This window comes from Candidatus Sarcina troglodytae, from assembly GCF_015708635.1.
GTDB lineage: Bacteria > Bacillota > Clostridia > Clostridiales > Clostridiaceae > Sarcina > Sarcina ventriculi.
In genome coordinates this window covers 1881233-1900358 of the sequence record NZ_CP051754.1, presented here as the reverse complement: position 1 = coordinate 1900358, position 19126 = coordinate 1881233, and the positions used below count along the sequence as shown (strand labels likewise).

At 27.5% G+C, this 19126-nt stretch carries 22 protein-coding genes; all 22 read left to right on the top strand.

Annotated elements, in window-relative coordinates; all coding sequences use genetic code 11:
• The first annotated feature begins 2 nt into the window (after nt 1-2).
• The 22 genes from HH195_RS08670 (at nt 3) to HH195_RS08565 (ending at nt 19074) form a co-directional block, all read left to right on the top strand.
• Nucleotides 3-206: a heavy-metal-associated domain-containing protein gene (locus tag HH195_RS08670; RefSeq protein WP_055259496.1), complete on the top strand. Its 204-nt coding sequence runs from the start codon at nt 3-5 to the stop codon at nt 204-206.
• Between the two features lie 150 nt (nt 207-356).
• Nucleotides 357-1505: a 30S ribosomal protein S1 gene (gene rpsA / locus HH195_RS08665; protein ID WP_196370870.1), complete on the top strand. Its 1149-nt coding sequence runs from the start codon at nt 357-359 to the stop codon at nt 1503-1505.
• Between the two features lie 148 nt (nt 1506-1653).
• Nucleotides 1654-3108: an aminoacyl-histidine dipeptidase gene (locus HH195_RS08660; RefSeq protein WP_196370869.1), complete on the top strand. Its 1455-nt coding sequence runs from the start codon at nt 1654-1656 to the stop codon at nt 3106-3108.
• 188 nt (nt 3109-3296) lie between these two features.
• Entirely contained in the window at nt 3297-4100 is an 804-nt protein-coding gene (locus HH195_RS08655; RefSeq protein ID WP_196370868.1) for a hypothetical protein, read from the top strand.
• A 168-nt stretch (nt 4101-4268) separates the two neighbouring features.
• Nucleotides 4269-4847: a Maf-like protein gene (locus HH195_RS08650; protein ID WP_196370867.1), complete on the top strand. Its 579-nt coding sequence runs from the start codon at nt 4269-4271 to the stop codon at nt 4845-4847.
• 75 nt (nt 4848-4922) lie between these two features.
• A complete protein-coding gene (radC, locus tag HH195_RS08645) occupies nt 4923-5603 on the top strand; it encodes a RadC family protein (protein WP_055259486.1) in 681 nt (226 codons plus the stop codon).
• A gap of 256 nt (nt 5604-5859) precedes the next feature.
• Complete coding sequence (gene minC, locus HH195_RS08640) at nt 5860-6495, top strand: septum site-determining protein MinC (protein ID WP_055259484.1); 636 nt, start codon at nt 5860-5862, stop codon at nt 6493-6495.
• A 37-nt stretch (nt 6496-6532) separates the two neighbouring features.
• A complete protein-coding gene (gene minD, locus HH195_RS08635; RefSeq protein WP_055259483.1) occupies nt 6533-7336 on the top strand; it encodes a septum site-determining protein MinD in 804 nt (267 codons plus the stop codon).
• A 12-nt stretch (nt 7337-7348) separates the two neighbouring features.
• Nucleotides 7349-7621 (top strand): cell division topological specificity factor MinE, encoded by a 273-nt coding sequence (gene minE, locus HH195_RS08630; protein WP_055259481.1) that lies wholly within the window; start codon nt 7349-7351, stop codon nt 7619-7621.
• A 176-nt stretch (nt 7622-7797) separates the two neighbouring features.
• Entirely contained in the window at nt 7798-8679 is an 882-nt protein-coding gene (locus HH195_RS08625; RefSeq protein WP_196370866.1) for a site-2 protease family protein, read from the top strand.
• 110 nt (nt 8680-8789) lie between these two features.
• Nucleotides 8790-10649 (top strand): TIGR03960 family B12-binding radical SAM protein, encoded by a 1860-nt coding sequence (locus HH195_RS08620; RefSeq protein WP_055259478.1) that lies wholly within the window; start codon nt 8790-8792, stop codon nt 10647-10649.
• On the top strand, nt 10633-11334 hold the full coding sequence (locus HH195_RS08615; RefSeq protein WP_196370865.1) for a TIGR03936 family radical SAM-associated protein: 702 nt from the start codon (nt 10633-10635) through the stop codon (nt 11332-11334). Before HH195_RS08620 ends, HH195_RS08615 begins: the two co-directional genes overlap by 17 nt.
• A gap of 20 nt (nt 11335-11354) precedes the next feature.
• Nucleotides 11355-12800, top strand: a complete 1446-nt coding sequence (locus HH195_RS08610; RefSeq protein ID WP_196370864.1) for an Rne/Rng family ribonuclease — start codon at nt 11355-11357, stop codon at nt 12798-12800.
• Nucleotides 12801-12919: 119 nt separating this feature from the next.
• The gene (rplU, locus tag HH195_RS08605) at nt 12920-13231 is read left to right on the top strand and encodes a 50S ribosomal protein L21 (RefSeq protein ID WP_055259472.1); all 312 of its coding nucleotides are present in this window, start codon (nt 12920-12922) and stop codon (nt 13229-13231) included.
• A gap of 7 nt (nt 13232-13238) precedes the next feature.
• The gene (locus HH195_RS08600) at nt 13239-13613 is read left to right on the top strand and encodes a ribosomal-processing cysteine protease Prp (protein WP_196370863.1); all 375 of its coding nucleotides are present in this window, start codon (nt 13239-13241) and stop codon (nt 13611-13613) included.
• Nucleotides 13614-13617: 4 nt separating this feature from the next.
• A complete protein-coding gene (rpmA, locus tag HH195_RS08595) occupies nt 13618-13914 on the top strand; it encodes a 50S ribosomal protein L27 (RefSeq protein ID WP_055259468.1) in 297 nt (98 codons plus the stop codon).
• 186 nt (nt 13915-14100) lie between these two features.
• A complete protein-coding gene (obgE, locus tag HH195_RS08590; RefSeq protein WP_058992633.1) occupies nt 14101-15387 on the top strand; it encodes a GTPase ObgE in 1287 nt (428 codons plus the stop codon).
• Between the two features lie 19 nt (nt 15388-15406).
• Nucleotides 15407-15712: a ribosome assembly RNA-binding protein YhbY gene (gene yhbY / locus HH195_RS08585; RefSeq protein WP_055259625.1), complete on the top strand. Its 306-nt coding sequence runs from the start codon at nt 15407-15409 to the stop codon at nt 15710-15712.
• Nucleotide 15713: 1 nt separating this feature from the next.
• Nucleotides 15714-16325: a nicotinate-nucleotide adenylyltransferase gene (gene nadD, locus HH195_RS08580; protein WP_055259464.1), complete on the top strand. Its 612-nt coding sequence runs from the start codon at nt 15714-15716 to the stop codon at nt 16323-16325.
• Nucleotides 16326-16328: 3 nt separating this feature from the next.
• Nucleotides 16329-16904, top strand: coding sequence for a bis(5'-nucleosyl)-tetraphosphatase (symmetrical) YqeK (yqeK, locus tag HH195_RS08575; RefSeq protein ID WP_055259462.1), 576 nt, complete (start codon nt 16329-16331; stop codon nt 16902-16904).
• A gap of 131 nt (nt 16905-17035) precedes the next feature.
• Complete coding sequence (locus HH195_RS08570; RefSeq protein WP_196370862.1) at nt 17036-18181, top strand: LCP family protein; 1146 nt, start codon at nt 17036-17038, stop codon at nt 18179-18181.
• A 2-nt stretch (nt 18182-18183) separates the two neighbouring features.
• Nucleotides 18184-19074, top strand: a complete 891-nt coding sequence (locus tag HH195_RS08565) for an RluA family pseudouridine synthase (RefSeq protein WP_055259459.1) — start codon at nt 18184-18186, stop codon at nt 19072-19074.
• The last annotated feature ends 52 nt before the right edge of the window (nt 19075-19126 follow it).

Here is a 19126-nt window from a genome sequence, read left to right as displayed (position 1 = left end):
TTATGAGTAAAATTATTTTAGAGATAGACGGCATGGCAGGGACTCATTGTATTAATCATGTGAGAAATACACTTCTAGAATTAGATGGAGTAGATAAGGTTTCAGAGGTTGAAATTGGTAGTGCTGTACTTTATGGAGAAATTTCAGAAGATGAGATAAGAGAAGCTTTAGAAGAAGAAGGCTTTGAACTTTTAAATATTGATTAGATAATTTTGGCTGTATCGATTATGATTAAGTTTTAAAAAACGAGTTTGTAATTTTTAGAATTTTTTAATAATTGATTCAGCTTTTTTCTTGTGCAAAGAAAAGTAATTATGTAAAATAAATGTATGATGTAATCTAAGGAGTTGATATTTTTGGATAAAGAAATAACAATGGAAGAATTAATGAGCGACTTTGAATTGAAAAATTTTCATAAAGGAGAAATAGTAAAAGGTAAAGTTGTTAGCGTGAAAAATGATGAAATAGTGGTTAATATAGGTCATTTTGCAGATGGAATAATACCTAAAAATGAAATTTCCAATAATGACGAATTTGATATCAATTCTCTAAGTATAGATGATATTATATATGTTATGGTTTTAAGTGGTGATGATGGGGATGGAAATGTTTTATTATCAAAAAAGAGAGCTGATAAAGAAAAAACAATAGAAAATATAGAAAAATCATTTGAAGAAAATAAATTAATAAGTGTAAAGGTAAAAGAAGTTATAAAGGGCGGTTTATCTTGTGATGCTAATGGTGTAAAAGTATTTATGCCAGCTTCTCAGTGTAGTATAAGAAGAATTGAAAATTTTAATACTTTGCTTGGAAAGTCATTAGATGTTAAGGTTATAGAGTTTGAAAAAAGAAATAATAAGATTGTTGTATCAAGAAGAGTTGTGGAAGAGACTTTAGCTAAAGAAGAGAAAGAAAGAATATGGAATAGCATAAAATCAGGAGAAAAAAGACAGGGTGTTGTAACTAAACTTGTTAAATTTGGAGCTTTTGTAGACATAGGAGGAGTTAATGGACTAATTCATCTAAATGATATGTCTTGGTCAAGGGTTAATAAGCCAGAAGATGTTGTAAGTGTCGGAGATAATGTTGAAGTTTTTGTTCAAGAAGTTGATAAAAGCAAAGGAAGAATTTCTTTGTCTTTAAAGGATATTTTACAAAATCCTTGGGATAATATAAAAACTAAATATAAGGTTAATGATGTTTTAGATGGAGTTGTAAGCAAATTTATAAAAGTTGGTGCATTTGTAGAAATAGAGCCAGGTGTTGAAGGATTTGTTCATATATCAGAAATAACAGATGAAAATATATCAAAACCATCTGATGCTTTAGAAATAGGTAAAAAGATTAAAGTTAAAATATTAGATATAAATAGTGATGAAAATAAAATAGCCTTAAGTATAAAAGATGCCATAGAAAAATCAAAAGAATATATGCAATATAATGATGAAAATGAAGGTTTTTGTTTAGGAGAATTATTTAAAGATTTTAAATTTACCAATAAATAAAGAATGAAAAAGAGGATTCTAAATTAGAATTCTCCTTTTTTATTGCTCTAAAATTATTAGTTATTATAAGAAAGTTCTGTTATAATAAATAAAAGAATAAATTTGATAACTATATTTTATAATATGATTGATGGAAGGAGTATATATTATGAATATTTTAAAAGACTTGCAACCAAATGATGTATTTAAATATTTTGAGGAGATTTCACAAATTCCTAGAGGATCAGGAGATGAGAAAAGAATAAGTGATTATTTAGCTAAGTTTGGTAATGATTTAGGTCTTGAGACAATACAAGATGAAGCTTTAAACATTATAATAAAAAAACCAGCAACAAAGGGTTATGAGAATGCTCCGACTGTAATCTTACAAGGACATATGGATATGGTATGTGAAAAAAATATAGATACGGTTCATGACTTTACAAAAGATCCATTAGAGCTTAAAGTTGATGGTGATTTTATTTATGCAAATGGTACAACTTTAGGGGCTGATAATGGTATAGCAATAGCTTATGGAATGGCTATATTAGCATCAAATGATATACCACATCCTAATTTAGAACTTTTAGTTACAACTGATGAGGAAACTGGAATGAGCGGAGCTATGGCTCTTAACGGAGAGTATTTAGATGGAAAAATATTATTAAATCTTGATTCAGAAGAAGAAGGTTTTTTCCTTGTAAGCTGTGCAGGTGGAGTTAGAACTAATGTATCTTTAGATATAAAATGGGAAGAAACAAAGGAAAATTTAAGAGCCTTAGAAATTTCATTAAGAAATTTAAAAGGTGGCCATTCAGGAATGGAGATAAACAAGGAAAGAGGAAATTCTAATAAACTTATGGGAAGGGTTTTAAATGCTCTTTTAGAAAATGTAGATTTTTCATTAGCATATATTAATGGAGGTTCTAAAGATAATGCTATTCCAAGAGAATGTGATGCTTTAATAGTTTTAGAAGAAAGCAATATTGAAAAAGTCATAGAAATATGCAAAGAGTTTGATTTAATGTTTAAGAATGAGTTAGAAGCTAATGATAAAGATGTTACTGTTAAGGTTTGTGAAACTTTAGAAATTCCAAATGAAGTATTTTCTAAGGATTCAACATATAAGGCTATAAAGATTCTAAATCTTATACCAAATGGAGTAGATACCATGAGTATGGCAATAAAAGATTTAGTTCAAAGTTCAACAAATCTAGGAGTTGTTGAAACAAATAATAAATCAATAATATTTAAAAATGCTACAAGAAGTTCAGTTGGAACATTAAAAGAAAAAATAGTTAAACAAACAAGTGATATTGCAGAAGTTTTAGGGGCAAAATGTGAAATAGCAGCACCGTACCCAGAGTGGCAATATAACCCTAAGTCAAAGATAAGAGAACTTTGTAAAAAAGTTTATAAAGATGTAACAGGAGAAGATGCTAAAATTATAGCAATTCACGCAGGACTTGAGTGTGGACTTTTAGGTGAAAAAATAAAAGATTTAGATATGATATCTTTTGGACCTAATATGTTTGATGTGCATACACCAAATGAACATCTAAGTATATCTTCAACAATGAATGTGTGGAAACTTTTATTAGAAATATTAAAAGAAATAAAATAATATTTAATATATTAAAATATAGTCTATAAAATAAGCTAGTTTATAAAGTATTAATTGCTAAACTTTATAAATAGCTTATTTTTTTGTTCATTTTTACTAAAAAAATTACTTGTTAAAGAGGAAATTTCAAATATCTGTAAAATAAATATATATAGAATTTTATTAAAGGGTATGGCAGGTGAAGTGAGATGAAGTATACAAGGTATGACTTGAACATAAAAAAAAGGAAGAATGAACGAAAGAAAATGTTAGTATCTGTTTTAGGGGTTATTGTTGTTGCTTTAATTGTAGGTATAGGGTTGTATAGATTTGTTATTTTACCAACTACGGCAGGAGAAAATATAAATAAGATTTTATCTAAGGATACAAATACTAGTGATGCTACATCAAATAGTGAAAATTTAGGACAAAATAAAGATACAGGGAGTGGAGAAGGTAATATTTCAACGGGTAATAAAGAACAAGCTACAAGTGGTCAAGCGATACAAAATTCTAGTAAAGAGCAGTATGTTATGGTACAATGTGGGGTATATTCAAAGGCAGAAGGAGCGCAGAGTGTTTTAAGTAGCTTACAAAATATTAGCTTAGGAGCAATTATAGAGGAAGATGGAAAGTATAGAGTAATTTCTTATATTGGAAATGAAAGTGAAGCAAATAATATTGTGAATACTTTAGAGAGTAATAATATAGCAACTAGCAAAACAAAATTTTCTATATTAAAGTCAGATAATTGTAATAATAAAATAGCTGAAATGTTAAATGGATATATTCAAATTTTAAATAAATTAGATGATGATGCAGTAAGTGGTATTAAAACAGCTGAATTTAAAGAGTGGACTAATGCTTTAGAAGAGGATAAAAATGCTGCAAATAATTCTATATTTAATCAACTAAAAGAAAATATAAATTCATTAAGTGAAGAGATAACAAAAAATGATTTAGAAGCATCATATAATTCAATATATAAAGTTTTAACTAATTTTAGAGAATAATTTTATTTAGGAGGCTATATAAAAGTAAACACTTTTATATAGTCTTTTTACATAATTTTAAATGATTAATGTATAATTATTTGATAGGGTATGATTTTAAAATAAGTATTTATATAAAATACATTATGAAATTTAAAATATAAATAAAAAGAATGGAGTTGAATTTTAATGGAAATAGTTTTAGCATCTAAATCGCCTAGAAGAAAAGAACTTTTAAAGAGAGTAGTGAATGATTTTAAAATAATAGAATCAGATTTTGATGAGGATAGCATAACATTTAATGGAGATGTGGAGGAATATGTAAAGTTATTAGCAAGAGGGAAGGCGTTAGCCGTTAAAGAAAAAGTTAATAATAAATCATTAATTATAGGAGTAGATACAATAGTTTTTTATAATAACAAAATACTAGGAAAACCTAAAAATTATGATGATGCTTATGGTATGTTATCAGTTTTAAGTGGTAATACTCATAAGGTGTATTCAGGAGTTTGTATAGTAAATACTGAAAATTTAGATATAGAAAGTTTTGTCTGTGAAACGAAGGTTAAGTTTTCTGAGTTAACTGGTGATCAAATTGATAGATACATAGAGTCTAAAGAACCTATGGATAAAGCAGGAGCTTATGGAATACAGGGATTAGGAGGCGTTTTTGTAGAGAAAATAGATGGGTGTTATTACAATGTGATGGGCTTACCTATAAATAAATTAAATGCTTTTTTATGTAGTTATAAAATTACTAATTTATAATATAATTTCTGATTAATGTTATAAAAGTATAAGCTATAACTAATTTTAATTTACTTGTTGATATTAGGAGGGTATATGAAAGAAAGTATTAAACTTTTAGATACACCTAAAGATGAAAGACCAAGAGAAAAACTTTTAAAATATGGTAGTAATTTTTTGACAGATAAAGAATTATTAGCTATTATACTAGGTACAGGGAATAAAGATGAGAATGTTTTAGAATTATCGAAAAGAATTTTAAATGATATTGGAGGAATACATGGTCTTTTAACCTGTTCAGTAGAGGATCTTATGGGTATAAAGGGGATAAAAACTGCAAAAGCTACTCAAATTTTATCAGTGTGCGAAATTTATAAGAGATTATCAAAACCTAGAAAAAGAATTACAATAAAAAAACCTTCAGATATTGTTTCATTAATAATGACTGATATTTTTTTTATGCAACAAGAAGTTTTTATGGTTATAACATTAAATGGTAAAAACAATATATTATCTAAAAAAGAAATATTTAAGGGAAGTTTAAATTCATCACTAGTGCATCCAAGAGAAGTTTTTAAAGAAGCTTTAAAAAATAGTGCAGCGTCTATAATAGTTTGTCATAATCACCCATCTGGAGATCCAACACCTAGTAAAGAAGATATAAATGTCACTAAGCGAATTAAAGAGTGTGGCAATATAATGGGAATAGAACTTTTAGATCACATAATAATAGGTGATAATAATTATATAAGTTTAAAAGAGAGAGGTTATTTATAGATGAATAAAAATATTACTTGTATTGTAAAATATAAGTAATATTAAGGTGAAAAATGAAATTAATACAAAATTATTTCCAAAAAAACAAAAATAAAAAACAAATTTTTAAAGTTTTATTTTTATTTTGACAAAAAGACTTTTATTGATAAGGAATTATCTATATAATATATATGAGTCTTGTTGAAATTTATTAATATATTCTAAGTTTCATTAATAAAAAAGCTAGTTATAAGTTAATTTGGAGGACAATTTTACTATGTATGATGAAAGAATTGCTATAAAAGGAAATAAAGATGGATTTAATGTCATAATCCAAATGGATAAATTTGGCGATTTTAATGAAATGCTAGAAGCATTATTAAATAAATTAAAAAAAGGAAAAAATTTTTTTACAGGAGCTAATTTAATCATTACTACAGAATTAAATAGTATTAATGAAAGACAGGCTAAAATATTAAAAGATTCTATTTTTGATCAGATTGCGGTTAAAAATTGTGAATTTAGGCAAAAAGAAGAAAATGTAAAAAAAGTTTTTGATGGAGTCTATGAAGGAAGAACAAAATTTATAAGAACTACCGTTAGAGGCGGTCAAATGCTAACATATCCAGGTAACATAATAATAGTAGGAGATGTAAACCATGGAGCAGAAGTTAAAGCATTAGGCAATATTATAGTCTTAGGAAGTTTAAATGGTAGAGTGTATGCTGGAGATAATGGTAACGAGAAATCAATAATAGCAGCTTTTAGTATGTCACCAGAGTTACTGTCCATTGCAGGAAAAATCACAGTATCACCGGATAATTTTGAAAAATCCGGATATCCAGAAGTTGCAAGTTTAAAAGATGGTGAAATGATTCTTGAACCATACTTACCAGATAAATATATATATTAAATTAAAATCAAACTATATTAAGGAGAGGAATTTTATTATGGGAATATCTATAGTTGTAACATCAGGAAAGGGTGGAGTTGGTAAAACAACTACTAGTGCAAATATAAGTACAGCACTTGCTGCTGAAGGAAAAAAAGTTGTTGTGGTAGATGGAGATACAGGACTTAGAAACCTAGATGTATTAATGGGCTTAGAAAATAGAATAGTATATACAATAATAGATGTAATTGAAGGTAGATGTAGAACAAAACAAGCCTTAATAAAAGATAAAAGATTTCCAAATCTTTGCTTACTTCCAACTGCCCAAGTTAAAGATAAAGATGATATAAGTACTCAACAAATGTTAAAACTTGTTGCAGAACTTAAAGAAGAATTCGATTATGTTGTTATAGATTGTCCAGCAGGAATAGAACAAGGTTTTGAAAATGCTGTAGTAGGAGCTGATAAAGCTATAGTTGTTGTAAATCCAGAAGTTACATCTGTAAGGGATGCTGATAGGGTTATAGGAAAACTAGATGCTAAGGGATTAAATGATCATCAATTAGTAATAAATAGATTAAATTATACTATGACTCAAAATGGTGATATGTTAGATATACCTGACATATTAGAAATTCTTTCAGTAAAATTATTAGGAGTAGTTCCAGATGATAGAGATATAACTATATCTACTAATAAAGGTGAACCAATAGTATTAACAGATGCAAATGCAGGACAAGCATTTAGAAATATTGCAAAAAGAATAATGGGTGAAGAAGTTCCAATAATGGATTTAAGTGGAACAAGTGCAAGTAATGGAGGATTCTTTAATTCATTAATGAAATTATTTAAAAGGGGATAGGAGGAACAAGAGATGGCATTTTTCAATAAAGTATTTTCAGGTAATAAAGCCACTCCAAAGCAAGTAGCTAAAGATAGATTAAGATTAATATTAATACACGACAGAGGAGAACTTCCAAATGAAGTTTTAGAGAAAATAAAAACTGAATTGTTAGAAGTACTTGCAAAATATATTGAGATAAAAGATGAGGATATGGATATAACAGTAGCTAGTCAAGATAGTGTTGAGGGTGAGGCAGGCCCAGCATTAATAGCTAATATTCCAATAAAAAATGTTAAAAGATAATTTTAGTGTTCAACTAATATAAAATTATAGAGGAAATAAGCCTAAGTTAAAATTACAATTTTAACTTAGGCTTATGTAGTTATACTTTGCAAATTTAAATAAGTTTGTTCTATAAATAATTTAAAGAAATATAATAAAATATAGATCTTTGAATAATACATAAAGGAATTTACTATATGGAAAGTTATAAATCAACAGGAAAATTAAATCTAAAGATTAGTAAATGGCTAATTTTTCAGCTTATTATACTTTTCATATTTGGATTAAATAAAAAATTTATTGCTTGTTTTTTCTTTATAGTATTGCATGAACTTACTCATTTAGTAGTAGCAAAGTTTATGAATTTAGAAATTAGACAAGTGAAGTTACATTGTTTAGGAGCAACTTTAGAAATAAAGGATTATGACAATTTAACCCTTAAAGAACAAATAGTTGTGTGTATAGCAGGACCTTTGTTTAATGTTACAATAGGATTGATTTTTTTTGTAATATGGAAATTTTTAAATAAAGATTTTTTTATGACTATAGTTGAAATCAATTTATCTTTAGCATTTTTTAATGTTATGCCTATATGTCCACTTGATGGATTTAAGTTGATTTTATCAATTTTTTCTTTAAAATTTTCTTATATAAATGCTAATAATATAGCCACTTTCATTAGCTATATTACTAATATTTTTTTAATTGTATGCGCTATAATTCTTTTAGTATATAAATATGTATTAGCAATTTTTATAGTGTTTATATGTGTATTTAGTATTTTCACTACAATTAAAAACAGAAAAAGAGCAATGTATATAGTTATGCAGGGATTGTTGAAAAAGCAAGAAATAATATTAAGAAAAAAATATATGAAAAATAAAAGTATCTCAGTATATTGTGAATCATATAGTGTAGATTTGTTGAAATTTTTAGAAAAAGATAAGTTTCATATATTTTATGTATTAGATAATAATATGAAAATTTTATATATTCTTAAGGAAGATGAATTTATAAATATTTTAAACAATTATGGAAATATTAAATTGAAAGATTATTATAATACTAGAAATAAATAAATATTGGTTATTAATTTACTTTGTGATAAAATAAAGAATGATAAAGAGAAGTATTTATGAATACTTCTTTTTTTTTCAAGCATTAAATTAGAAACTTAGGAGGATCTAAATTGGTAAGAATAAGTGATGATATTTTATATAGAGTTGAAAAACCTTCTAGATATGTTGGAGGAGAATTAAACGAGATAATAAAAAATCCAAAAGATGTAAATATAAGATTTGCTTTTTGTTTTCCTGATGTTTATGAGGTTGGAATGTCTCATTTAGGAACAAGAATACTGTATCACACATTAAATGAAAGAAAAGATACTTATTGTGAAAGAGTTTTTGCACCATGGCCAGATATGGAAAATTTAATGAGGGAAAATAATATAGCTTTATATGCTTTAGAATCAAAAGATCCTATAACAAATTTTGATTTTTTAGCATTTACTCTTCAATATGAAATGAGTTATACCAATGTTTTAAATATGCTTAATATGGCAAAGATACCATTAAGAGCATCAGAGAGAAAAAATGATGACCCAATAGTTCTAGGAGGAGGGCCTTGTGCTTATAATCCAGAGCCTGTTTATGATATATTTGATATATTTCAATTAGGTGAAGGTGAAGAGGGATTAGATGATGTTTTAAATCTTTATAGAAAACATAAAGATAGTGGAAATTTTAATAGAGAAGCATTTTTAAGAGAAGCTACAAAAATTGAAAGTGTATATGTTCCATCCCTTTATGATGTTACTTATAATGAAGATAAAACGATAAAAGAATTTAAACCTAAATATAGTGATGTACCTAAAAAAGTTAAGAAAAGGATAATTTACGATTTTGACAAAGTTCCATTCCCAGAAAATGAAATAGTTCCTTATGGGGAAATAGTTCATGATAGGGTAGTGTTAGAGCTTTTTAGAGGGTGTACAAATGGATGTAGATTTTGCCAAGCAGGTATGATTTATAGACCAGTTAGAGAAAAATCAAGAGAAACACTTTTAAAGCAAGCAAGAAACATGGTAAATAAGACAGGATATGATGAAATATCTTTGGTATCTTTAAGCACATGTGATTATTCAGACATTAAAGGGCTTGTTACAGACCTTATAAAAGAACATGGAGTAAATAATACAAGTGTGGCATTACCTTCAATTAGAGTAGATGCATTTTCTGTTGACCTTTTAAAAGAAATTCAAAAGGTTAGAAAAACAGGATTAACATTTGCACCAGAGGCTGGTTCACAAAGAATGAGAGATGTTATAAATAAAGGTTTAACAGAAGAAAGAATTTTAGAAGCGTCAAGAACTGCCTTTGAATCAGGCTGGAGTACATTAAAATTATACTTTATGTTAGGACTTCCTTATGAGACAGTTGAAGATGCTAGAGGAATTGGCGATTTGGCAGAGAAGATAGCTAACGAGTATTATAGCATTCCAAAAGAAGTTAGAAATAAAGGTTTAAAAATAACAGTAAGTACATCAATATTTGTTCCAAAGCCATTTACACCATTCCAATGGGCACCGATGGAAAAAATAGATTCAGTAACAGAAAAGATAAGTGCAGTTAAAAGTTCTATAAAAACAAGGGCTATAAATTACAATTATCATCATCAACAAACATCATATATGGAATCAATCTTTGCAAGAGGAGATAGAAGGCTTTGTGATGTTTTAATAAAGGCTTATGAAAAGGGTGCTAAGTTTGATGGTTGGTCAGAACATTTCAAGTTTGATGCATGGATGGAGGCATTAGAGGAATGTAATGTAGATGGAGATTTTTATGCATACAGACAAAGAGAATATGATGAAATACTTCCATGGGACTTTGTAGACATTGGTGTTAATAGAAAATACTTAGAAAACGAGAATGAAAAAGCTAAAAAATGCGTTCTTACACAAAACTGTAGAAAAGGATGTACAGGATGTGGAGTTAACGTAAACTTTAAAGAAGGAGAGTGTTTCTACGGTGCGATATCTAATTAAATTTACTAAGGGTGATGACATAAAATTTATATCTCACTTAGATCTTATGAGAACAATTCAAAGGGTAATAAGAAGATCTAGAATAAATATAGAATACTCAAAAGGGTTTAATCCACATATGGCACTTGGAATTGCTCAGCCACTATCAGTTGGAGTGTCTTCAGAGGGAGATTATTTAGACATTAATTTAGAAGAGGATATGAAGGAAATAGATGTAAAAAACATTCTTAATGAGAATACAGTAAATGGAATTAAATTTTTAGAAGTTTCTAAAAGTCCCGTCATAGAAAATGTTAAAAGACTTCCTCAAGCTATGGCTCTTATTGATGCTGCAAGTTATATAATAAAGATAAAATATAATGATACAAAAAATCTTTTAGAAAGCCTTGATGAATTATTTAAGAAGGATGAGATAACAGTTCTTAAAAAAAGCAAAAAAGGCGAAAAAATGGTTGATATAAAGCCTATGATAAAAAATATAAAATATTGGGTTAAAGATAATGAACTTGTTGTAAATGCTCTTATAAGTTGTGGTAGTCGTGAGAATTTATCAGCAGACCTTTTAGCAACTCTTATTAAAGATAATACAAAAAATTATGCAGAAAATACTTTCACTTATATAAAAAGGGTAGAAATGTATGCTTATAAAGGAAAAAAATTAGTACCTTTATGCAAGTATATTTAAAATTTTAAGGAAGTTTTATTATGAATGATATATATGTTGAAAGACGAGAAAAAAATTTAAGAGTAGCAATTAAAGAAAATGATATATTAAAAGAATGTTATATAGATGAAGAAAAAGAAGGACCTTCTTTAGGAAGCATATATAAAGGGATTGTAAAAAAGATTGTTCCAGGTCTTAATAGTGCTTTTATAGATATAGGTTACAAAAAACAATGTTATATGATAATAGATTCAAAGCATAAAAATTTAAAACGTGGAGATGAACTTATTTTAGAAGTCATTAAAGAAGGTGTAGGAAGTAAAGGGGCTAAGGTAACACCTAACTTTTCATTGCCAGGAAGATATGTAGTTTTAGAAAATGGAGAAGATTCTCTTATTATATCTAAAAAAATTCAAGATAATAATTTAAAAATGTTTTTTAAAAATAACATAAATACAAATGGTATAAAAGTAACTATTAGAACTAAAGGTCAGTTTGCACATTTAGAGGACATACAAGATGAGATAAATAAGCTCTATACACTTTATGAGGATATCTTAAGACAAGGAAAGTATTCTTTAAAGCCTAAAAAGCTTTATGGTGATGATGATTTTATAGGGAAAATTATAAGGGATAAAATATCTGATAATACTAAAAACATATTTGTTGATTCTAGAGAAGATTATGTTAAATTAAAAGAGTTTTTAGATAAAAATAAAAGTTTAGATGTAGATATTAAGTTATTTGAAAATGGTATAACCTTGTTTGATTTTTATGGAATTGAAAAAGAAATTTTAAGTTTTAGAAATAACAAGGTTTCCTTAAGATGTGGAGGCTCTATAATAATAGAAAAAACTGAAGCTATGTATGTTATAGATGTTAATTCTGAAAAACATATAAATCAAAGAAATATTGAAAAAACTGCTAAAGAAACTAATTTAGAAGCGGCAAGAGAAGTTGCAAGACAAGTAAAGCTTAGAAATTTAGGTGGAATAATTTTAGTAGATTTTATAGATATGCATAAAGATGAAGATAAAAAGCTAATTATAGATACTTTAAAAGAAGAATTTAAAGATGATAAAAATAAAACAAAAGTATTTAACTTTACTGAATTAAATCTTGTGCAAATTTCACGAGCTAGGTTTGGCAAGAGCATTTATAATTATATAGAAGAACCGTGTACAACTTGCAATGGTCATGGTAAAAGACTTAAATTATCATATATATACCTTCTTATAAGAAATGAAATATTAAAAAGAAGTAGCTTAGGGCAAATTAAGGATTTTTATATAGAAATTAATAGTGTATATGAAAAAGACATAAAAGAAGACATATTTGGTTTTTTAAAGGATATTAATGGATTAAATTTGAATATATATTTAGAATTTAAGGAAAGTAATGGATTTTATAAAGTTGAACCTTTAATATTTAAAAATCAGATAGAAAATGTAAAACAATATCTAGTTAACAATATAGAAAAATGCTAAAATTAGCTTTACAAAAGATTATAGCTATGTTAAAATGGCATTTGTAAACCGCACACGACTGGGTTTAAAACAGAGTTTCTGTACCTTAAGTGGCGAGACCGTTATGAGGAGGTGTTTTTATGTACGCAGTATTAACTACAGGAGGAAAACAATACAGAGTTAGTGAAGGAGACGTTTTATTCGTTGAAAAACTAAATGCTGAAGTTGACTCAACTGTTGAATTAACTGAAGTTCTTGCAGTATCAAAAGACGGAGAATTAAAAGTTGGTGCACCAGTAGTAGAAGGTGCTAAGGTTGTTGCAAAAGTATTAGCTCAAGGAAAAGCTAAGAAAGTTGTTGTATTTAAATACAAGAGAAAGAAAGACTATAGAAGAAAAAATGGTCATAGACAACCTTACACTAAAATAGTTGTTGAAAAGATAGAAGCTTAATTTTGTTATGATAAAAGTAAGTATTCAATCTGACAAACAAAAAAATATAATATCGTTCACTATGAAAGGGCATGCTATGGAAAACAGAGATGCCATTTTAGCAGGAGAGGCTTATGATATGGTATGTAACTCTACATCTGTGCTATCTCAAAGCGTCATAATTGGTTTAGATGAGGTTTTGAATCTTAACGTAAATTATGAAATTGGTGAAGGATACCTTAAGGTAGATCTTAATGGATTTACTAAAGAGGAAATAAAAAAAGCTCAAGTGTTGTTAAAAACTTTTGAGAAGAGTTTAGAAAGTTTAATTTTAGGATTAGACATGAGTTTAGGTAAAGAAACTCGTTGCAAATATATAAAGATAAAGAAAGAGGAGGTGTAGTGGTATGTTAATAATGAACCTTCAATTATTTGCTCATAAAAAAGGGGTTGGTAGCTCTAAGAATGGTAGAGATTCTGAGAGTAAAAGACTTGGTGTTAAATGTGCAGATGGACAATTTGTTCTAGCTGGAAATATATTAGTTAGACAAAGAGGAACTAAGATTCATCCAGGTACTAACGTAGGTAGAGGTAAAGATGATACTTTATTTGCTATGGTAGATGGAATCGTAAGATATGAAAGACTTGGAAGAGATAAGAAAAAAGCTTCAGTTTATGCAACAGAAGTTGAAGTAGCTGAATAATTTTTATGCTTTATATAAAAGGAAGCGCCCTATAAATTAGGGGGCTTTTTTTTATGAAATATTAAAATTAATATTTTTCACAATAAATTTCAATCATACACTTGATTTTTTTATGACAGGTAAGGTTATAATATAATGGATTGAGTATATTGTTTTTTAACATTTAGAAGAAAGGATGATAGACATATGTTTATAGATACGGCCAAGATTTTTGTTAAATCAGGGGATGGTGGACATGGTTGTATTTCTTTTAGAAGAGAAAAATATGTACCACTTGGAGGCCCAGATGGTGGTGATGGTGGTAGAGGTGGAGATGTAGTCTTTAAAGTCGATACTAATATCACTACGCTTTTAGATTTTAAATATAAAAAGAAATTTGTAGCCGATAAAGGTACAAATGGGGAAGGATCTAAATGCTACGGAAAAGATGGATCTAAGCTTATTATTAAAGTTCCAATGGGAACAATAATAAGAGATATAGAGACTAATAAAATAATGGCAGATCTTTCTCATAGTGATGATGAATTTGTAGTTTGTAGAGGTGGTAAAGGTGGCAAAGGAAATGTAAAATTTGCAACCCCAACAAGACAAGCACCTAATTTTGCAGAACCTGGTATGCCAGGAGAAGAAAGATGGGTTGGTTTAGAACTTAAGCTTTTAGCTGATGTTGGACTTTTAGGTTTTCCAAACGTAGGAAAATCAACTTTCCTTTCAGTAGTAACTAAGGCAAAGCCAAAGATAGCTAATTATCATTTTACAACATTAAAACCTAATCTTGGAGTTGTTGCGGTAAAAGGAATAGAGCCTTTTGTAATGGCAGATATTCCAGGAATAATTGAAGGAGCATCTGAGGGTGTTGGTTTAGGAATAGATTTTTTAAGACATATAGAGAGAACAAGACTTTTGATTCATGTGGTTGATATATCAGGGTTAGAAGGAAGAGATCCTATTGAAGACTTTAAAAAAATAAATGAAGAGCTTAAAAAATATAATGTAAAGCTATGGGATAGACCTCAAATAGTTGTAGCTAATAAATGCGACATGTTATATGATGAGAGTGTTTATGAAAATTTTAAAAAGGCTGTACAAGAAATGGGATATAATAAGGTATTTAAAATGTCAGCAGCCACATCACAGGGAATAGAAGCTGTTATGCAAGAAGCTTCTAAACTTCTTAAAGAAATACCATTAACTGATTTAGAAATCGCAGATGATGAAAGATTTATACCAGAAGAAAAGAGATTTACTTATACAATTAATGAAGTTGAAGAGGATGGATTAAAAGTATTTGTAGTTGAAGGTACATTTGTAGATAGATTGCTTTTAGCAGTTAATGTAAATGAGCCAGATTCTTTAAGGTATTTCCATAAAGTTCTTAAAAATAAAGGAATATTTGACGAGCTTAGAGAAATGGGAATAGAAGATGGTGATGTAGTAAGAGTAAATGACTTTGAATTTGAATATATGCTATAAGATAAAAGGAGAAATTTATATGATAACAACTAAACAAAGAGCTTATTTAAGAGGATTAGCGAATGATTTATCACCAATATTCCAAATTGGAAAAGGTGGAATAGAAGAAAATTTTTTAAAACAAGTTAAAGATGCATTAGAAGCTAGAGAACTTATAAAGATAAAAGTCTTAGAAAATAGTGGTTTAGAGACAAGAGAAGCTTCAAATTATATATGTGAACAATTAGGTTGTGAAGGGATTCAAGCAATAGGAAGTAAAATAGTCCTTTTTAAACAATCAACTAAGAAACCTAAAATAGAACTTCCTGTTAAAAATTCAAGATAATATGAAAAAAATAGGAATTATTGGAGGAACATTTGATCCAATTCATAATGGTCATATTTATATAGCGTATGAGGCATATAAAAAATTAGGACTAGATGAAGTAATATTTATGCCAAATGGAAATCCTCCTCATAAAAGGGGCAAAAACATAACGGATGATAAAATAAGATGTGATATGATAAAAAAAGCTATAGCCCCATATAGCTTTTTTGCTATAAATTATTATGAAATAGAAAAACAGGGTTTAAGTTTTACGTATGAAACTTTAAAATATTTAAAGCAGAGTTTAGGTGAAGTTGAGCTTTATTTTATAACAGGAGCTGATTGTTTAATAGATTTGCATCTTTGGAAAAATGTTGATCAGATAATGAAGTATTGTAATTTTGTTGTTTTTAATAGACCTGGATTTAGCAAAGAGAGTATTTTAAAGGAAAAGATAAAGGTAGAAAAAAAATATAATACTAATATAATATTTTTAGATTTGCTTGAATTAGATATAAGTTCTAGTTTAATAAGAGAGAGAATAAAAAATGGTTTAGAGGTTAGATTTTTTATGCCAGAGGATGTTTTATCTATTATACAAAGAGAAAATTTATATTTAAAGGAGAAGTAATTTATGTGGACAGAAGATAAAATTCATGATTATCTTAAAAAAAATATAAATGAAGCTAGATATATTCATACATTAGGTGTTGTGGAAACTGCGATAAAATTAGCAAAAATGAATAATGTAGATGAAGAAAAAGCGAAAATAGCAGCTCTTATTCATGATATGGCAAAGTGTATGCCAAAGGATAAACAGTTTGAAATCTTAAAAAATAATGGAGTTAAAATGGATAAATATCTTTTAAATTCTCCTCAAATATTACACGGTGCTGTAGGAGCAATTTTAGCAAAAGAAATTATGGGCATAGAAGATATAGATATTTTAAATGCAGTTAAGTATCATACAACAGGAAAAGAAAATATGACTACTTTAGAAAAAATAATATATATAGCAGATTATGTTGAACCAAATAGAAAATATGAGGGTGTAGATAAAATTAGAGAAGTGGTATTTAAAGATTTAGATAATGGCGTATTTATGGGTATAGAAAATACTATGCTTCATCTATTAAAGGAGAGGCAACTTATACACATAGATACAATAAATGCGAGAAATTACTTATTACTAGAGATAAAGAATAAATAGAGATAGTGGGTTTGGTATCTAGTATGGGGTAGAATATGGGAGTTTTGGAGAGGTTAATAAATATTTTTCAAAATTTAAACAAAGGAAGAAAGAAAGTATATATAATATCTTTTATTATTTTTGTAATCATTATGTTTATGAATTCTGTGCATATTTTCAATAAAAATTTAACTAGTGCAATGCAAAGTGAAACTTTAGATGATACTTTAACAGTTTTGCTTTTAGGAATAGATAGTGAAGATTTTAAGGATAGTGTAGGAGAATTAGATAGTACATTTTTAGTTAATTATAATTTGAAAACGCAAAATTGTCAGATAATATCATTTCCAAGGGATACTTTAATTCCTTATGAAAATAGCAATATGAAATTAAGGTATATATATAAAACTGGAGGAGAAACTCTTGTTAAAAATAGTATAGAGGATATGTTAAATAACATATCATTAGATGGAATAATAAAAGTAAATTTAAATGGTTTTAGAAAAATAATAGATGCTATGGGTGGAATTGATATTTGTATAGAACAGGATATGTATTATGATGATATTGAAAAGAATCTTAATATAAATTTTAAAGCTGGAGAAACTGTTCATTTAAATGGAGAAAAGGCTGAAGAGTTTTTTAGATGGAGAAATAATAATGATACCGAAAATATTTATTTAGATGATACAGATAGAATTGAAAATCAAAAACTGTTAATAGATAAAATTATTGAGAAAGTTATGTCTTTTAGTAGTATAAGTAATGTTAATGAAATATTTAAAATTATAAAAGACAATGTACAAACAGACTTATCATTAAATCAAATAATGGCTTATGGATTATCATTTGCAAAAATGGATAAAGAAGATATAATAGTTACTACATTAAAGGGTGAAGTTAAGGAAGTTGATGGAATATCTTATTTCTTATATGATAAATCACAAATAGAGTCATTAGATACAACTTATGAAAATTTAGAGTCGTTAAATGCATTGGCTTATAAAAATACAATTAAAATTAAAATTATAAATTGTACCAAAATAAAGGGATTAGCATTAGAGGCGAAAGATAAGCTTGAGAGTTTAGGATATAGTAATATATCTGTTTCAGGAACGAATGAGTTAAATAAAACAGAAATATATTTTAATGATGAGAAATATAAAGGACTTATCCTAAAAGATTTTGGTTATTATAAGGTAGAAAAAAATATGCCAAGTAGTTTTGATAAAGATAAAGAATATGATGTAGTTATTGCTCTTGGTAAAGATTATAAAAAAGTTGGAGAAACAAAGTAAAAATGAGTGTTTTAAAAAGCAAAGTAACTAATGAATTTCATAAAAGAAAGATAAGAGAGTTTTTAAAAGAAGAGTTAAATTTATCGTCAAGATTTATTAAGTCAGCTGCTATAGAAAAAAGAATAAAAGTAAATGGTATAGCTGTTAAGATGAATTACGTTTTAGATGGTAATGAGGAAGTAGAGGTTAATTTATCTAAAGAAGAGTCGCAAAATATTGAGCCCGAAAACATACCTTTAGATGTAGTTTATGAGGATGAAGATATATTGGTTTTAAATAAAGCACCTTTTATGGTTGTTCATCCAACAAAAAGTCATCAAACAGGAACTTTAGCAAATGGTATACTTTATTATTTTAAGGAAACTAATCAACAATGTATAGTTCGTTTGGTGAGTAGATTAGATATGAATACATCAGGTCTTATAATAATTGGGAAAAATCAGTATGCTCACATGATGTTATCTAGCGAGATGAAAACTGATAAATTTCAAAAAAGATATTTAGCTATAGTTCATGGAAATCTAAAACAAAAAGAAGGAACTATAAATGCTCCAATTTATAGAGAATCATTAGATTCTATAAAGAGGATAGTAGACCCTAGAGGTCAAGAGAGTATAACACATTATAAGGTAATTAAAAGCTTTAAAAATGCAGATTTAGTTGAATGTTTATTAGAAACTGGTAGAACTCATCAAATAAGGGTTCATTTAAGCAGTTTAGGGCATCCTATATTTGGAGATAGTCTTTATGGGACAGAGGATAAAGATTATATAAAAAGGCAAGCATTGCATGCATATGGTCTTGATTTTTACAGCCCTAAGACTAAAGAAAAATTAAGTTTAAGAGCAAACCTTCCTTATGATATAGAAGAATTGATTCAAAGGTTAAAATAAAGATTGATAAAAAACAGTCTAAAATTTTGGGCTGTTTTTTTATTTTGATTGT

Coding starts and splice junctions, on each gene's coding strand:
- HH195_RS08600 (WP_196370863.1), top strand. CDS start 13,239: ATGATAAAAGTAAGTATTCAATCTGACAAACAAAAAAATATAATATCG.
- HH195_RS08655 (WP_196370868.1), top strand. CDS start 3,297: ATGAAGTATACAAGGTATGACTTGAACATAAAAAAAAGGAAGAATGAA.
- HH195_RS08570 (WP_196370862.1), top strand. CDS start 17,036: ATGTTTATGAATTCTGTGCATATTTTCAATAAAAATTTAACTAGTGCA.
- rplU (WP_055259472.1), top strand. CDS start 12,920: ATGTACGCAGTATTAACTACAGGAGGAAAACAATACAGAGTTAGTGAA.
- HH195_RS08625 (WP_196370866.1), top strand. CDS start 7,798: ATGGAAAGTTATAAATCAACAGGAAAATTAAATCTAAAGATTAGTAAA.
- yqeK (WP_055259462.1), top strand. CDS start 16,329: ATGTGGACAGAAGATAAAATTCATGATTATCTTAAAAAAAATATAAAT.
- minC (WP_055259484.1), top strand. CDS start 5,860: ATGTATGATGAAAGAATTGCTATAAAAGGAAATAAAGATGGATTTAAT.
- yhbY (WP_055259625.1), top strand. CDS start 15,407: ATGATAACAACTAAACAAAGAGCTTATTTAAGAGGATTAGCGAATGAT.
- nadD (WP_055259464.1), top strand. CDS start 15,714: ATGAAAAAAATAGGAATTATTGGAGGAACATTTGATCCAATTCATAAT.
- rpmA (WP_055259468.1), top strand. CDS start 13,618: ATGTTAATAATGAACCTTCAATTATTTGCTCATAAAAAAGGGGTTGGT.
- HH195_RS08670 (WP_055259496.1), top strand. CDS start 3: ATGAGTAAAATTATTTTAGAGATAGACGGCATGGCAGGGACTCATTGT.
- HH195_RS08610 (WP_196370864.1), top strand. CDS start 11,355: ATGAATGATATATATGTTGAAAGACGAGAAAAAAATTTAAGAGTAGCA.
- HH195_RS08565 (WP_055259459.1), top strand. CDS start 18,184: ATGAGTGTTTTAAAAAGCAAAGTAACTAATGAATTTCATAAAAGAAAG.
- obgE (WP_058992633.1), top strand. CDS start 14,101: ATGTTTATAGATACGGCCAAGATTTTTGTTAAATCAGGGGATGGTGGA.
- HH195_RS08650 (WP_196370867.1), top strand. CDS start 4,269: ATGGAAATAGTTTTAGCATCTAAATCGCCTAGAAGAAAAGAACTTTTA.
- minD (WP_055259483.1), top strand. CDS start 6,533: ATGGGAATATCTATAGTTGTAACATCAGGAAAGGGTGGAGTTGGTAAA.
- minE (WP_055259481.1), top strand. CDS start 7,349: ATGGCATTTTTCAATAAAGTATTTTCAGGTAATAAAGCCACTCCAAAG.
- radC (WP_055259486.1), top strand. CDS start 4,923: ATGAAAGAAAGTATTAAACTTTTAGATACACCTAAAGATGAAAGACCA.
- HH195_RS08660 (WP_196370869.1), top strand. CDS start 1,654: ATGAATATTTTAAAAGACTTGCAACCAAATGATGTATTTAAATATTTT.